The sequence below is a fragment of the Pseudomonas sp. L5B5 genome (assembly GCF_020520285.1).
Taxonomy (GTDB): domain Bacteria; phylum Pseudomonadota; class Gammaproteobacteria; order Pseudomonadales; family Pseudomonadaceae; genus Aquipseudomonas.
This window is the reverse complement of the sequence record NZ_CP084742.1, coordinates 413,182-427,068: the sequence shown is the minus strand read 5'-3', so window position 1 is coordinate 427,068 and position 13,887 is coordinate 413,182. Positions and strand designations below refer to the sequence as shown.

The 13,887-nt window shown below is 66.1% G+C and carries 15 protein-coding genes; 7 read left to right on the top strand and 8 right to left on the bottom strand.

Going from position 1 to position 13,887, the window contains the following annotated elements; translation table 11 throughout:
- Positions 1-143 precede the first annotated feature (143 nt).
- Both mrdA and LGQ10_RS01915 read left to right on the top strand, forming a co-directional pair.
- Complete coding sequence (mrdA, locus tag LGQ10_RS01920; protein WP_226524489.1) at positions 144-2,066, top strand: penicillin-binding protein 2; 1,923 nt, start codon at positions 144-146, stop codon at positions 2,064-2,066.
- Between the two features lie 41 nt (positions 2,067-2,107).
- The gene (locus LGQ10_RS01915) at positions 2,108-4,456 is read left to right on the top strand and encodes a penicillin-binding protein 1A (RefSeq protein WP_226524488.1); all 2,349 of its coding nucleotides are present in this window, start codon (positions 2,108-2,110) and stop codon (positions 4,454-4,456) included.
- Positions 4,457-4,475: 19 nt separating this feature from the next.
- Here the strand turns inward: LGQ10_RS01915 and LGQ10_RS01910 are convergent, their stop codons facing one another.
- The 3 genes from LGQ10_RS01910 to LGQ10_RS01900 form a co-directional block, all read right to left on the bottom strand.
- Positions 4,476-4,982, bottom strand: coding sequence for a GNAT family N-acetyltransferase (locus tag LGQ10_RS01910; RefSeq protein ID WP_058433905.1), 507 nt, complete (start codon positions 4,980-4,982; stop codon positions 4,476-4,478).
- Positions 4,983-5,012: 30 nt separating this feature from the next.
- Entirely contained in the window at positions 5,013-5,585 is a 573-nt protein-coding gene (locus LGQ10_RS01905) for an HD domain-containing protein (RefSeq protein WP_058433904.1), read from the bottom strand.
- 114 nt (positions 5,586-5,699) lie between these two features.
- A complete protein-coding gene (locus tag LGQ10_RS01900; RefSeq protein ID WP_226524487.1) occupies positions 5,700-6,245 on the bottom strand; it encodes a helix-turn-helix domain-containing protein in 546 nt (181 codons plus the stop codon).
- Between the two features lie 197 nt (positions 6,246-6,442).
- Between LGQ10_RS01900 and LGQ10_RS01895 the strand changes: the two genes are divergently transcribed.
- Positions 6,443-6,772 (top strand): low molecular weight protein tyrosine phosphatase family protein, encoded by a 330-nt coding sequence (locus LGQ10_RS01895; protein ID WP_058433902.1) that lies wholly within the window; start codon positions 6,443-6,445, stop codon positions 6,770-6,772.
- Positions 6,773-6,894: 122 nt separating this feature from the next.
- On the opposite strand, the gene LGQ10_RS01890 is transcribed toward LGQ10_RS01895, so the two are convergent.
- A complete protein-coding gene (locus LGQ10_RS01890) occupies positions 6,895-8,073 on the bottom strand; it encodes a PrpF domain-containing protein (RefSeq protein ID WP_226524486.1) in 1,179 nt (392 codons plus the stop codon).
- A gap of 378 nt (positions 8,074-8,451) precedes the next feature.
- Here LGQ10_RS01890 and LGQ10_RS01885 point away from each other — a divergent pair, with 378 nt between their 5' ends.
- Positions 8,452-9,066 (top strand): AidA/PixA family protein, encoded by a 615-nt coding sequence (locus tag LGQ10_RS01885; protein WP_226524485.1) that lies wholly within the window; start codon positions 8,452-8,454, stop codon positions 9,064-9,066.
- Positions 9,067-9,113: 47 nt separating this feature from the next.
- Here LGQ10_RS01885 and LGQ10_RS01880 read toward each other — a convergent pair whose 3' ends face one another.
- The 4 genes from LGQ10_RS01880 to LGQ10_RS01865 form a co-directional block, all read right to left on the bottom strand.
- Positions 9,114-9,734, bottom strand: a complete 621-nt coding sequence (locus tag LGQ10_RS01880; protein ID WP_058433898.1) for a LysE family translocator — start codon at positions 9,732-9,734, stop codon at positions 9,114-9,116.
- 68 nt (positions 9,735-9,802) lie between these two features.
- Positions 9,803-10,720, bottom strand: coding sequence for an alpha/beta fold hydrolase (locus LGQ10_RS01875; RefSeq protein ID WP_226524484.1), 918 nt, complete (start codon positions 10,718-10,720; stop codon positions 9,803-9,805).
- Positions 10,720-11,364, bottom strand: coding sequence for a DUF2239 family protein (locus tag LGQ10_RS01870; RefSeq protein WP_058435951.1), 645 nt, complete (start codon positions 11,362-11,364; stop codon positions 10,720-10,722). Before LGQ10_RS01870 ends, LGQ10_RS01875 begins: the two co-directional genes overlap by 1 nt.
- A 106-nt stretch (positions 11,365-11,470) precedes the next feature.
- The gene (locus LGQ10_RS01865) at positions 11,471-11,689 is read right to left on the bottom strand and encodes a DUF3079 domain-containing protein (RefSeq protein WP_058435952.1); all 219 of its coding nucleotides are present in this window, start codon (positions 11,687-11,689) and stop codon (positions 11,471-11,473) included.
- A 371-nt stretch (positions 11,690-12,060) separates the two neighbouring features.
- Between LGQ10_RS01865 and LGQ10_RS01860 the strand changes: the two genes are divergently transcribed.
- The 3 genes from LGQ10_RS01860 (at position 12,061) to LGQ10_RS01850 (ending at position 13,860) form a co-directional block, all read left to right on the top strand.
- Complete coding sequence (locus LGQ10_RS01860; RefSeq protein WP_058435953.1) at positions 12,061-12,462, top strand: hypothetical protein; 402 nt, start codon at positions 12,061-12,063, stop codon at positions 12,460-12,462.
- 71 nt (positions 12,463-12,533) lie between these two features.
- Positions 12,534-13,088 carry a UPF0149 family protein gene (locus tag LGQ10_RS01855; RefSeq protein ID WP_226524483.1) on the top strand — a complete coding sequence of 185 codons (555 nt, stop codon included), beginning with the start codon at positions 12,534-12,536 and terminating at the stop codon, positions 13,086-13,088.
- A gap of 76 nt (positions 13,089-13,164) precedes the next feature.
- Complete coding sequence (locus LGQ10_RS01850; RefSeq protein ID WP_226524482.1) at positions 13,165-13,860, top strand: hypothetical protein; 696 nt, start codon at positions 13,165-13,167, stop codon at positions 13,858-13,860.
- The last annotated feature ends 27 nt before the right edge of the window (positions 13,861-13,887 follow it).

The following is a 13,887-nucleotide window of genomic DNA, read 5'->3' as shown; positions in this document are numbered from 1 at the left end:
ACGATGCCTGCACCCGTAACCCACCACCGCCCGGATAGACCGGGGTCTCGACGCCACGGGACGAGCCACCGACCACAACCAACCTTCCCATCGACGACCGCGCACTGCGGTACCCGGACATTTGCGAGCAACCAGGTTTTTTAATGCCAGAGCTGAACACATTCCACGACCGGGACGACAATCACCGGATTGTCAGGACAAGAATCATCGCCAGCGCCGTGCTGGTGATCGTCCTGACCTGCGCGCTGGTGGGCCGGCTGTATGTCCTGCAGGTGACGCAACACGACTACCAGGTGGCGGTGTCCGAGAAAAACCGTATCCACCTGCGCCCGATCCCGCCGCCCCGGGGCCTGGTGTATGACCGCAACAAGGTGCTGCTGGCGGGCAACGTGCCGACCTTCAACCTGTTCCTCACCCGCGAGCGGGCCGGCGACGTGGCGCCGGTCATCGCCCGCCTGAGCCGGGTCCTCAGCCTGGATGCCGGGCAGCAGGCGCGGATCGCCAAGCTGCTGCGACGCCCGGGGCGGGCCTTCGAGCCGTTGTTGCTGCTGCCGGACCTGAGCGAACGGCAGATCGCCTTGATCGCGGTGAACCAGTTCCATCTGCCGGGGTTGGACGTCCAGGCACAGTTCTCCCGGGTCTATCCCTTGGGGGAACATTTCGCCCACTCGGTGGGTTATGTCGGGCGGATCAACGAACAGGAATACAAGAAACTCGATCCGGGCACCTACCTGCGCAGCCAACTGATTGGCAAGACCGGTATCGAGCGATTCTATGAGGACGCCCTGCATGGCCGGATGGGCTACGAAGAAGTGGAGACCAACGCCCAGGGCCGGGTCATGCGGGTGCTGCGCCGGCACCCGCCCGTGCCTGGCCGGGATATCGTGCTGAGCCTCGATGTACGGCTGCAGGACGCCGCCGAAGCCGCCCTTGGCGAGCGCCGGGGCGCGGTGGTGGCCCTGGACCCGGCCACCGGCCAGGTGCTGGCCATGGTCAGCCGCCCGAGCTTCGACCCCAATTCCTTCGTCAAGGGCATCGCCGCCGGGGCCTATGCCGCCCTGCGCGACTCCGCCGACATGCCGCTGTTCAACCGGGTGCTGCGCGGGCTCTACCCGCCCGGCTCGACCATCAAGCCCATGGTGGTGGTCGCCGGGCTCGACAGCGGCGTGACCACTCCGAGCCAGCGGGTGTTCGATCGCGGCTACTACGAACTGCCCAACTACCAGCACAAGTACCGCAACTGGAATCGCGGCGGCGATGGCTGGGTGGACATGTACGACGCGATCATGCGGTCCAATGACACCTACTTCTACGACCTGGCGCACAAGCTGGGTATCCGCCGGCTGCACGACTACCTCAGCGAGTTCGGCCTGGGGCAGCGGGTGTCCATCGATATGTTCGAGGAGTCGCCGGGGCTGATGCCGTCCCCGGAGTGGAAACGCGCGACCCGCCGCCAGGACTGGTACCCCGGGGAAACCCTGATCCTGGGGATCGGCCAGGGCTACATGCAGGTCACCCCACTGCAACTGGCCCAGGCCACCAGTCTTATCGCCAGCCGGGGCATCTGGCACCGGCCGCACCTGGCGCTATCGGTCGGCGGCCAGGCCCTGGTCGACCCGCAACCGCTGCCGGACATCCGCCTCAAGGACCCGCAGACCTGGGACCAGGTCACCCAGGGCATGCAGATGGTCATGCACCACCCGCGCGGGGTCGGGCGCCGGGCGGCCCGTGGCGCGCAGTACCGGATCGCCGGCAAGAGCGGCACCGCCCAGGTCGTCGCGATCAAGCAGGGCGAACGCTACAACCGCGCCAAGACCCATGAACGCCACCGCGACAACGCCTTGTTCGTCGGCTTCGCCCCAGCCCAGCGTCCGGCCATCGTGGTCGCCGTGATGATCGAGAACGGCGAGGCCGGCGCGCGGGTGGCGGGCCCGGTGGTGCGCCAGGTGATGGACGCCTGGCTGTTGGATGACAGCGGCCGGCTCAAGGCCGAGTACGCCGTGCCGGCCGCCGGGGAACAGGCAGCGCTCGGCGAACCACGGCGCGCCGCCAGCGCAACCCTTTGAGGCCCATGCCGGGCCAATCGCCAACCGCAGTCGAGGAACCTTTGATGCGACTACTGAAGAACCTGGGCTGGTGCGCCCTGGCCATCGCCAGCCTGCTGGTGCTCGGCGCCAGCGGCACCTACCTGTACCTGCAACCGCAACTGCCCGATGTGGCGACGCTCAAGGACGTGCAGTTGCAAGAGCCGCTGCAGATCCTCAGCCACGAGGGCAAGCTGATCGCCGAGTTCGGCGAGATCCGCCGGATTCCCATCGCCAACGCCGATATCCCCGAAGACTTCCTCGCGGCCTTCATGGCCGCCGAGGATGGCAACTTCCGCCAGCACGCCGGCGTCGATCCCTCGGGGCTGCTGCGCGCGGCCCTGGAACTGGCCAGGAGCGGGCATGTGCGTTCCGGGGGCAGCACCATCACCATGCAGGTGGCGAAGAATTTCTTTCTCAGCCAGGAGCGCACTTTCTCGCGCAAGCTGACCGAGATCCTGCTGGCCTTGCAGATCGAACGCAGCCTGTCCAAGGACGAGATCTTCAACCTGTACGTCAACAAGATCTACCTGGGCAAGCGCGCCTACGGTATCGCCGCCGCCGCGCAGGTCTACTACGGCAAGCCGGTGGCGCACCTGACCCTGGCCCAGATGGCGATGATCGCCGGCCTGCCCAAGGCGCCGTCGCGCTTCAACCCGATCAACAATCCAGCCCGGGCCAAGCAGCGCCGGGACTGGATCCTTGGGCGCATGCACGAGCTGGGTAGCCTCGATGCCGCCCGCTACCAGGCAGCCCTGGCCGAGCCGCTCACGGCCCGCTACCACGCGCCCGAACCCGAGGTGGACGCGCCCTACGTGGCGGAGATGGCCCGGGCGCAGATGGTCGAGCGTTTCGGCGAGCAGGCCTACACCCGTGGCCTGCGAGTGGTGACGTCGGTCACCGTACCATTGCAGGAGGCGGCCAACAGCGCGCTGCAAAAAGGCTTGAAGGTGTATGACCGGCGCCACGGCTATCGCGGCCCCGAGGCCCGCCTGCGCAGTACACCGAGGCCGGACTGGCCACAAGCGCTGCAAGCCTACCCGACCTTGGGCGGCCTCAGGGCGGTGGCGGTGACCCAGGTCCTGGACCAGAGCCTGGTGATCGTCGATGGCAGTGGCCAGGAACACGCCGTGCCCTGGTCGACCATGGCCTGGGCCCGGCCCTTCATCAGCCACAATGCACTGGGCCGCGCACCCGCGCGACCGGCCGATCTGGTCAAGGTGGGCGATGTGATCCGCGTCGAACAACAAGATGCACGGCGGCTGGCCTTCAGCCAGGTGCCCAAGGCCCAGGGCGCGCTAGTGTCGGTGGCACCGGAAGATGGCGCGATCCGCGCCCTGGTGGGCGGCTTCGACTTCCAGCAGAGCCACTTCAACCGCGTCTTGCAGGCCAGGCGGCAGCCAGGTTCGAGCTTCAAGCCCTTCATCTACGCCGCAGCGCTGGACAACGGCTTTACCCCGGCGAGCATCGTCAACGACGCGCCCATCGTCCTGGGCCCCGACTACGCCGGCCCCGCCTGGCGCCCACAAAACGAGAACCGCACCTTCCTCGGTCCGATCCGCTTGCGCGAGGCCCTGTACCGCTCGCGGAACATGATCGCGATCCGCCTGGTGCAGGCCATGGGCATCGATCCGACCATCGACTACATCAGCCGTTTCGGTTTCGCCGCCAGCGATCTGCCGCGCAACCTGTCCCTGGCCCTGGGCACGGCCTCGGTGACGCCCATGGAAGTGGTCGCGGGCTGGAGCGTGTTCGCCAACGGCGGCTACCGGGTCACGCCCTACCTCATTGAGAGTATCGAGGACCGCAATGGCCAGCTGCTCTTCGCGGCCAAACCGCGCTGCGCCCCCAGCACCCGCAACCCTGCCCCTGCGGCCGTGGCCGAACAGGTGATGGATGGCCGCACCACCTACCTGCTGACCAGCATGCTCCAGGACGTGATCAAGCGCGGCACCGGGCGCGCTGCCGCCGCCATGGGGCGGCCGGACATCGCCGGCAAGACCGGCACCACCAACGAGGCCAAGGACTCCTGGTTCACCGGCTACAACGGTGACTACGTGACCAGCGTCTGGGCCGGTTTCGACCAGCCGCAAAGCCTGGGCCGCCGGGAATGGGGAGTGACCATCGCCCTGCCAATCTGGATGGACTACATGGGCCGGGCCCTGGCGGGCAAGGCACCCTATTCCCAGCCCGAACCGGCGGGCATCGTCACCCGGCGCATCCGCCTGCAGGATGGCACTGCCACCACTGCGGACGCGCCTAACACGGCCCTGGAAGTGTTCAAGAGCGACAATGCACCGGCCGCAGGCGCTCAGGACGGCGCTCCAGTCTCGAACACGAGCATCGAGCGAACGCTGCAGGAGCTGTTCTGATCAGCTCCCCGTGCGGCCATTAGCCCTGGGCATCGAACCCCGGGTGGAAGCTGACCTCGCCGACCGGACACGGCCCCATGAACGACAACGCCTGGAAGTACTCGGCAGGCACGCCGGCCAGCACTGGCCCCTGCCCGGCCTCGAAGCCGAACCGCGAGTAATAGCCAGGGTCGCCCAGGACCACGCAACCCGCCGCGCCCTGACCTTGCAATTGCTCCAGCAATTGGCGAATCAGGCGCGAACCGATTCCCTGGCCCTGGCGCGCCGGCACCACGGACACCGGCGCCAAGCCATACCAGCGAGTCTGGCCATTGTTGAACGTCACCGGGGAGATCGACGCGTGGCCGATCACCACGCCGTTGTCTTCGGCCACCAGCGACAAGGTCAGCACGCCGGCGTTGCGCAGGGCGTTGACGATGTACTGCTCGGTATGGCTGGAGTGGGCTTCGCTGAGGAAGGCTTCACGGGTCACTTGTTCGATGGCCGGGATGTCGTTCGGCTGTTCGTTTCTGATGATCAGGGTCATAAGGCTCTCGATAAACAATAATTTCAGGTATCACTTGCGTGCAGCGAGGTGGCGCTGGGTGTCGCGGTCGATCTGTTCGCGCAGGGCCTCGAACAATGGACTGGCACTGGTGTAGCGACGACCGTAGTCGAGGTTGAACCCATAGTCGAAATCCGCGGGGTTGCGTCCCTGGTTGTGCTGCAACAGGGTCTCCAGCTTGTCCAGCGCCTTGACGGTACGAGCCTCGGCCGAGCTGGCAGCCTCGTACTCGTCCCACAGGCCCAGCAGGCGCTGGCGGGCCGGAGCGTCGAGGCAGCTGGCGAGGGTCTGCAAGTCTTCGCGCTCCTGCTGGCCCTTGTCCGGATGGGCCGCTTGCTCCACCGCCGGGATGTCGCCATGGAGCGCTTCCCCCAGGTCATGCACGATGCACATTTTCAGGACCTGCAGCAGGTCCACATCCTCCAGCTGGTCCTCCAGCAACAGCGCCATCAGGCACAGGCGCCAACTGTGTTCGGCGGTGCTTTCCTGGCGACCGCTGGAGGTGTGGGCACTGCGCAACACATCCTTGAGCCGTTCCGCTTCACGGAGAAACTCGAGGCGGCCGGTGAGAAGTTCGCTGTTCATGAAGGAGCCTGCTGCAAGGGATGGACGCCCGTAGCACAAGCCAGTGGGCGATGGGCAGCAAGACTAGTCGGCAGCAGGAGCACGGTCCACGGATAAAATATCCGTGGCCCAGCTTCAGAGAGTTTCGACCAGGCGTACCGCGCTGCCATCGGACAGGTTCAGGCGGGTCCAGCGACATTGGCTTGGGGCGATGGGCACGATGGCCGACCCGTTGTGCCCGCTGAAGAACTCCAGCGCCGCTGGCGCCAGCACTTCGCGCCAGCCCAGGTCATCGAGAGCCGCTTCCTTGCGCACGATTTCCTCGGTGCAGAAGCCCCACAGCGACTGCCCCAGCAGCTCGCTCAGTGGTACGCCGAACTGCCCGGCGCGGGTCGGCGAACTGGCCAGCAGGCGATGAGTCAGGTCGCACACCAGGTGCACCGCGCGCGGGCTGTCGTTCACCAGCCGGGCCAGGGCCTGGTCGGCGGCAGCGCTGAGGTTGGCCGCCAGCAACTGCTCCAGCTTCGCCCGCTCGGCCGGTTCCATGGCCTGCTGGCCGTTTTCCCAGCGGGAAATGCTCGACTGCGCCACTCCGAACAGTTCGGCGGCGTGCTGTTGCTTGACCCGGTGCAGCAGGCGCCAGCGGCGCAGGGCCAGGCCCAGGTGGGGGGAAGTGAACATGGCAGCAGTCATGGAGTAGGCGCAGCGGTAGAAGGGCCGACAGTTTCGCAGCCCGGGCACCGGGCGAGCAACTTGCGCTGACCAGCGCAAACTTTGCGGCGAGCCACAAGTTGCTGGACAGCAGGGCAAAAGCCCCGAAAAATTGCGCTTTTGCCCCGCCCCTGATGGCGGGGCGCAGGTGCCATGGAGTTCGGCAAATGCTCAATGTGTTGTTCGTCTGCAGCCAGAACAAGCTGCGCAGTCCCACCGCCGAACAGATGTTCGCCGACTGGCCGGGAATCACCACCGCCTCCGCCGGTCTCAACCACGACGCCGAAGTGCCCCTGGGCCCGGAGCTGGTGCAATGGGCCGGATTGATCCTGGTGATGGAAACCCGGCACCGGGAAAAGCTGCGCAAGCGCTTCAAGGCCCAGCTGCACGCGCAGCAGGTGGTGTGCCTGAACATTCCCGATGACTACGAGTTCATGGACCCGCAGCTGATCCAGCTATTGCAGCAGCGGGTACCACCCTTCCTGCCGGAGCGTTGAACCCAGCGTGTAGCCGCTGCTGAGCCTGCGAAGCTGCGACAAGGCCCGCAGGGCCTTCAGCGACCCGCCGAACCATCTCATGGGGCGGCCGCTGCGCGCCCGTGCGCAGCCTGCGGCAGCGGCTACAGGAGTGCCCGGGCCAATTCCGGGGAGGCGTTGTAGAGCGGGGTCAGACCCTGCAGCAGAATCTGCGCGCTGCGTCGGTAGGCGGCGCCGTCGATCAGCAACTGCCCCTCATGCAAGCGCGCACTGATCAGGGTCTCGAGGGTGCCGGCGGGGTTTTCGATGGCCAGCGGGTACTCACGTCCCGTCACGCTCAGTTGCCGGGGCTGGGCCAGCAGTTGCTGGGCCACGGTGCCCTCGGCCAGGCAGGCCGCCGCCAGGCAGCAGCCGCCGGATACCGCCAGGGACGGATGGGCATTCTGCGGGGTGAAGTAGCGGGTGGCGATATCGCCGCCGTCACAGGCCGGGCTGACGATGCAGATCTTGGGAATGGTTTCGCTGCGCCGCAGTTCCTCGGCCGTCAACAGGTGACCATCGCGTCCACGCAGTCCCATGCGCAGGCCGCCCTCGACCATCAGCCCCAGCAGGCGCTCCTTGAACAGCGGGTCGGCGTCCAGCTGTGCCGGGGTTTCCTGGCCGGTCTTGCCCAGGTCCGCGGCCCGCACGATCACCATGGGCACCGCCACGTCGATGCAGGTGGCCGGGACGCCGTGGAGCAGGTCGACCCGCTGCCCGGTGGGAAACAGCGCCCCGGTCTTGGCGCCTACCGGGTCATCGAGGAACAGGTCGACCCCGGGGAACTGGCCGTTGACCCCGGGAATCCGCGTGTCGCTGAGCAAGCGGCCGGCGTGGAAGCCCAGGCGCGCGCGCATCGTGGTCTGGGTGTTGCTGTTGAAGATCTCGATCCGGCCGTCATCGACTTCCGGTGATAGCCAGCCCCGTTGCCAGGCGTACAGCGGCAGGGCCGCCGACATGTTGCCGCAGTTAACGCTCCAGTCGATGGCGCTCTTGCCCGCCGCCAACTGCGCCAGGGTGCTGATCATCCGCGTCTCGCCGGGGCGACGCTCGACGATGAACACCTTGTTGCTGGTGGGGCCGCCCCGCCCCAGGCCGGTGATCTGGTTATTGCCCGGCCACTCGCCTGCCAGGGGCACGCCCATCAGGTGGCGCAGCAGCTCCTCCACCAGGGCCTCGTCCTCGGGCAAATCTTCCCGGGCCAGGATCAGCCCGGTGGAGGTGCCGCCACGGGCGTGGCACACGGGAAATTCGGCGATGGGCATGGCAGAGGAATCGGGCATGGCGGGCGCCTCCGGGCTGGGCGAGAGAGAGGCCGCCGACCCGGGCTCGGGGTTGACGACAGCGCATGATAAACCGCCAACGCGCGGCTGTGGCGGCCTGCGGCGCGATGCGGGACAACGGCACAGGACTCCCTGTGCGATGAGGCACTGCAGGCTGGCGAAGCGATACCACTCGTCCAGCGTCGTCGTTTTTCCCGCCTGCTGATTTGACTCTGGATACCGGCGATCTAGATTCCACTCGCGACTTCATGGAAGTGCATCCAGCCCGTTGTCGGAATACCGGGCCAGAGACCCGATGCTCGGTGGTCGCACCCCGGAAAGGTGATTACCCATGCGCCTGGACAACCGGGCGCCCAACCTGACAGCAGGGAGCTGGATATGAGCTACGAAAACGAAAAAGTCGTCGACATCATGATCGTCATCGATGTCCTCACCATCTTGCAGTGCAACGAACAGGGCGTATTCAAAAAAGGCCTGAGCCAGGACCCCAACCAGCCGACTCAACTGTACAGCTTCACCATGCCCGACTCGTCTACCCGGGTTTCCGACCAGGTGGTCTGCATGTACACCACCCGCAACTACGTCAGCGGCGGCAGCAACAGTGAAGGCACTGCCGAGCTCTCGGTGGATCTGAACCAGGACGACTACGTTCACTGGCGCACCACCACCCTGACCAAGGACATGAAGTACGCGGCAATCCTGTACCAGTACACCCAGACCAATCCCGACCCCACCACAGACAGGAATGTCTACCTGGATCAACTCACCGCCAATGTCTCGCCGAACACCCCGATGCCCATCATCAACAACAGCAACCCTCCGGGCAGCTACTGCGAGCAGCCATTCCAGCAAATGGTCACGGCCTACTACTGGAGCGCGCGTGCCGCCAAGGCCTGCAGCAACCTGAGGTACAACTGGTCGTTCATGATCGTGGACCAGCACAACAAGATTCTCGGCTACTGCGCCTGGGACCCCTACTTCATCATCAGCTAGCTCTCGAGGCCCCAGCCCCTCTCTGCATCTGGGAGAGGGGCTGGCTCTCAGGTTCGCCGTGCCAGTAGCAACAATGACGCTGCCCCCGAAAGCAAGACCGCGCAACCACGGTTGAACACACGGCGCCCGGCAGGTTTGCCGAACCAGCGGCGCATGTGCAGGCCCATGCCGGCATAAGCGGCGATCGCCACGCACTCCAGCGCCAGGAACAAGCCCCCAAGCACCAGGAACTGCCCGGTCACCGGCGCTGCGGGATCGACGAACTGCGGCAGGAATGCGGTGAAGATCAGGATGGCCTTGGGATTGCCGCTAGCGATCAGGAACTCTTGTCGGGCCAGGCCCCGGAGCCCGATTGCAGTGCTCGGCCCATCGGTCACGGTGCGGGTATCGGCCGTCCACAGTTGATACGCCAGGTACAGCAGGTACCCCGCGCCAAGCATCTTGATCCCGTGGAACAGCAGCTCCGAGGCCTGCAGCACCGCCGCCAGCCCCAGCGAAGCCAGGCCGATCATCAGCATGAAGGCCAGCAGCCGCCCCGCTCCGGCCAGGCAGGAAACCCGGAAGCCATAGGTGGTGGCGTTCTTCACCGACAGCAGGTTGTTGGGGCCGGGCGCCATGTTCAGGGCGAAACAGGCAGGCAGGAATAAAACCAGGGTCGTGAGGTTCATGGGCGATGTCCCTTGGACTGGGCTTGGGGGGGGCGGATCAGCCGGGAATATAAAAGGGCGCCAGGGCTTCACACAACCTGCCGCCCCTGGCACCGCCGCGCTGTACGCTCGATGGCCGCCAGCACCTGAGGCTGGCAGGCCGGTGGCAGATCATGGCCCATGCCAGGAATCAGCAACCACTCGGCATCGGGGATCGAGCGCGCGGTGTCTTCCCCACAAGCGGCGGGCACCAGCGGGTCGTCGCTGCCATGGACCACCAGGGTCGGTAGCTGGATGCTGGCCAGCCGAGCCCGGCGATCCCCGGCACAGGCCAGGGCCGCCAGCTGGCGCATGAAACCTGCGGGGTTCCAGCCCCGTTGCAGTTCCTTGAGCACCAGTTCGCGCTGGGCCGCTTCGTCGAAGGCCTGGGCGCTGCCGGCGATGCAGCGGGCCAGGGCCAGGCGCTGGGCCACATGGCCCTCCAGGTCGAGCGCCGGGTCTGCCGCCGGCGCCGTCAGCAACGCCATGACCTGCGGCGCGGGTGGCGGCAAGGCCGGGTTGCCGCTGCTGGCCATGATCGAGGTCAACGAGCGCACCCGCTGCGGATGTTCGCTGGCCAGGACCTGGGCGATCATCCCGCCCATGGAGCGCCCCACCACATGGGCGCGATCGATGCCCAGGTGATCCAGCAGCCCCAGGGCATCGGCGGCCATGTCTTGCAGACTGTAGGGCAGCGTCAACGGCCGACCGGCCATCAGTGCCGCAAGATCCGGCACACCGGCCTCGACCAGATGCGTCGAAGCACCGACGTCGCGATTGTCGAAGCGAATCACCCGGAACCCACGGGCCGCCAGGTCCCGGCAGAACGCCGGGGTCCAGCGGACCATCTGGGTACCCAGGCCGGCGATCAACAGGATCGCCTCGGCGGTCTCGTCGCCATGACTGTCCCAGGCCAGTTCGATGCCATTGACCGGTGAGCGCTGCAGGCCGGCATCCAGCCGGGACATCACTGCCCTGCCCCCGCGAGCTGGGCCCCGGTGGCCAGGCGCAGGGCATGGGCCCGGATGTCTTCGGGCCAAGGCTGCAACTGCTGGCCCAGGCGCTCGAGATCGCCAGCGAACAAGGCCCGGGTGGCCTCTTCGTAACCCGGCAGGTCCCCGGCCATCGCCAGCATGAATTGATAGGCAGCCTCCTGCGCCATGCGCCGTTGCTGTGCCGGGTCCGGGTTGCGCCGGGCTTCGTCCACCAGCCGGCGCAGCACCGCCGAGGCGCCTCCGGGCTGGCTGGCCAGCCAGTCCCACTGGCGTGGCAGCAGGGTCACCTCGCGAGCGATCACCCCCAGCTTGGGCCGCCCACGGCCACGGGGCGAATCGGCCGGAGCGTCCACCTCGGGTTCGGCGGGCGCGGCCGGCCGGTAACGCCCGCGACCCGGTGCGGGCGCGGCCGACAAGCGCTGTGCCACTTCGGCGTTGCTGCCCCGCAGGTCGAGGTCGATGACCCGCCCCGTGGCATCGTCGAATACCAGCAGGCTGGTGCAAGCCGGGTCCCGGGACGCGTCGCGCACCGCCAGGGCCACGTCCAGCAACGGGCCACGGGCCAGCAAGCGCTGGGCCTGGAAGGCAGTGACGGGTTTGGTGAGGATGTCGGACATGGCAGCAGTCTCATGAAGATGAAGCCAAATAATATCCGGGTAATAAACCATCAATCAATATACCCGGGTAAAAATATTCAACCTGCCGTCTCCGCCCCTTCCCGATTCAGTGGGTATCGCGCTCCGGCGGGGCTGGCTCGGCGCCGGCCGGGATGTCGAAACCCCAGTCGCCATGCAGGTACCAGTCTTCACCGAGCATTTCGGAAGGATGCATGGTGCGATCCGAGCCGTTGCCGCAAGACAAGGCATTGGCCGCGCAGTAACGGTCGCAGCCCCAGCAGATGCGCTCGGGATGCTTGGGAGAAAGGGGAAAGGGCTTGGCCATGGGGACTCCCGGTGCCGGGGAAAGGAGTTTCACGTTAGAACGTCCCAGGCGCCGCGACCTTGATCCCGATCAAGCCCGGCCACCAGCGTGGCAAGCCCGGCGAGGTTGTCGGGGTTTCCCGGGGCACACCAGCCCTGGCACTGGGCATATCGGCAGAACCGGGGGGCGAACTAGTCCATCTGTACTAATGACGAGCCGTTTTCGGCATCGTTATAGTCCTGTCCGCACCCCTTCCTTGTGTTCCACCTCCCTCTCACCGCAGTCCTGCGGTGGGAGGGTTCCCTTCCCCCTTTCCAAGACTGCCAAACCGTTGCCGGCCCGATGCAGATTTAGCTGCGAAAGCCCGAACGCCGCCGCTATGATGGATTCCCATGAATCCAAGCACCGCGATCCGCCAACCCTGTCCGCCCGGCGCCTGCGTCTGCCAGCGCGAGCAACTGCTGGACACTCCCGGAGCCGACCTGCGCATCCTCAACCTCACGCGCCAGGAAGAAAAGCGCCTGGTCGAACGCCTGGAAAACCTCCAGGACCTGGCCGACCTGGAGCACATGCAGCGTCGGATGTACCAGCAGCTGGGGATTCGCCTGCAGATCACCCCCAGCGACAATGAGGTGCGCAGCATGCGCGGCATCGCCATTGTCCTGGCGGAGCATCCCGGGCTGTGCCGCAAGACCCGGCAGAACATTCCTGCGGCAATCCGCCGGGCCATGGAAAACCGTCCGGAAATCGCCTACCGCCTGCTCGACGCCCAGGACCTGCTCCGGGATGCTTGAGACGGAACCGACGCTTGCAGCACACGAGCCGAAGCCTGAAAATCGCCGCTGATTTTTCCGGGACCTCCATCATGCAAAACACCCCTCTGAACGCCGCCGACTTCGACGCGATCGAAGACACCCTGCTCAAGTACGGCGACGACCACTCGGTACTCAACCCCTGCGAGCTGGACGGCTACTTCACCGCCCTGGTGTCGGGCCCAGCCCAGGTGGATATCGCCGAGTGGTTCCCGGGGATCTGGGGCGGCGAGAACCCGGCCTGGGAAACCCCGCAGGAATGCCGGCAGTTCATCGACCTGTGCGTGCGCCACATCAACAGCCTGGCGGTGCAACTGGACAGCGACGCCGCAGTGTTCAAGGCGCGCCTGGAAGCCACCGAGCACCAGGGCCAGCCGTTGCTGCTGGCCGAGGAATGGTGCTTCGGCTACCTGCGCGGGGTCGCGGTGGGCAACTGGCCGCAGATGCCTGCACCGCAGACCGCCTTGCTGCAAGCCATCACCGACTGCGCCGAACAGGACAATTTCGAGTTGCCGGCAGACCTGGATATCGCCCGGCACCAGCAGCAGGTGGCGAGCATCGAGCCGGCCGCCCGCCAGTTGCACCAGTACTGGTCGAGCCAGCGCTGACCCCACCGCCGCCTCTGTGGCCTGCACACCCACCGGGCTCCTCTGGCGAGCCCGGCTCTTCAAGGATGAATGCCCGATGATCGAATGGATCAAGCGTCTGTTTGGCCGTAATGCCTCGGCAACGCCCCTTTCACTGCCAGCGGCAATACCCGAGCCCGCCCCACCGACGCTCACGGATTTGCTGGCAACCATGCAGACCTGCGCTCACGAACCAGCGGGCGACTTCTACTACAGGACCGAGGCCGCCAATGGGTGGGGAGATTTTTTTACCACCGAGTTTCGCGTGACCTGTCGCAACCCGAAAGGGCTGCCGTCCCAGGACCTGGTGAGGAATCTTCCTCTTCAACAGGCCGCCGCAGGCGGCGCCCTGGTGTATGCCTTCTATTACTACGACTCGTTCAACGACGGGCGAGCCAAGATCAACAGTTTTCATCGCCAGGTCGTCCGTACCGATAACGGCATGCCAGTGGCTTGTGCCGACAAGATGTTGCTGTGTTTGCTGACCCGCTACAGGAAGACCACTGCAGCCTTGGTTGGCCGACAGAACCATCTCGACCAGACCCAGGCCAATCAGGGGAGTCGATACATCATCTGCAATGACGACAACCTGCACATTCCCCAGCAAGACATCCAGCTGTACCTGGAGGGCCAGTGGTACCCATTGCCCGCCATCGACGACCTGACCCTGAGCACCATCATGACGACCTGGAAGAACGAGGCCCATCTGCGCAAGACAGCCTTCGCAACGCTGCTCAAGGCGCTGAAGGTCTGAACACTCGCCCTCCCTCAGCGCCTCGTT

What these genes read in the sequence shown, in the direction of transcription:
- LGQ10_RS01900 (WP_226524487.1), bottom strand. Translation starts at nt 6,245, where the DNA reads ATGTTCACTTCCCCCCACCTGGGCCTGGCCCTGCGCCGCTGGCGCCTG.
- LGQ10_RS01860 (WP_058435953.1), top strand. Translation starts at nt 12,061, where the DNA reads ATGAATCCAAGCACCGCGATCCGCCAACCCTGTCCGCCCGGCGCCTGC.
- LGQ10_RS01855 (WP_226524483.1), top strand. Translation starts at nt 12,534, where the DNA reads ATGCAAAACACCCCTCTGAACGCCGCCGACTTCGACGCGATCGAAGAC.
- LGQ10_RS01895 (WP_058433902.1), top strand. Translation starts at nt 6,443, where the DNA reads ATGCTCAATGTGTTGTTCGTCTGCAGCCAGAACAAGCTGCGCAGTCCC.
- LGQ10_RS01870 (WP_058435951.1), bottom strand. Translation starts at nt 11,364, where the DNA reads ATGTCCGACATCCTCACCAAACCCGTCACTGCCTTCCAGGCCCAGCGC.
- LGQ10_RS01905 (WP_058433904.1), bottom strand. Translation starts at nt 5,585, where the DNA reads ATGAACAGCGAACTTCTCACCGGCCGCCTCGAGTTTCTCCGTGAAGCG.
- LGQ10_RS01885 (WP_226524485.1), top strand. Translation starts at nt 8,452, where the DNA reads ATGAGCTACGAAAACGAAAAAGTCGTCGACATCATGATCGTCATCGAT.
- LGQ10_RS01875 (WP_226524484.1), bottom strand. Translation starts at nt 10,720, where the DNA reads ATGTCCCGGCTGGATGCCGGCCTGCAGCGCTCACCGGTCAATGGCATC.
- LGQ10_RS01850 (WP_226524482.1), top strand. Translation starts at nt 13,165, where the DNA reads ATGATCGAATGGATCAAGCGTCTGTTTGGCCGTAATGCCTCGGCAACG.
- LGQ10_RS01880 (WP_058433898.1), bottom strand. Translation starts at nt 9,734, where the DNA reads ATGAACCTCACGACCCTGGTTTTATTCCTGCCTGCCTGTTTCGCCCTG.
- LGQ10_RS01890 (WP_226524486.1), bottom strand. Translation starts at nt 8,073, where the DNA reads ATGCCCGATTCCTCTGCCATGCCCATCGCCGAATTTCCCGTGTGCCAC.
- LGQ10_RS01865 (WP_058435952.1), bottom strand. Translation starts at nt 11,689, where the DNA reads ATGGCCAAGCCCTTTCCCCTTTCTCCCAAGCATCCCGAGCGCATCTGC.
- LGQ10_RS01910 (WP_058433905.1), bottom strand. Translation starts at nt 4,982, where the DNA reads ATGACCCTGATCATCAGAAACGAACAGCCGAACGACATCCCGGCCATC.
- mrdA (WP_226524489.1), top strand. Translation starts at nt 144, where the DNA reads ATGCCAGAGCTGAACACATTCCACGACCGGGACGACAATCACCGGATT.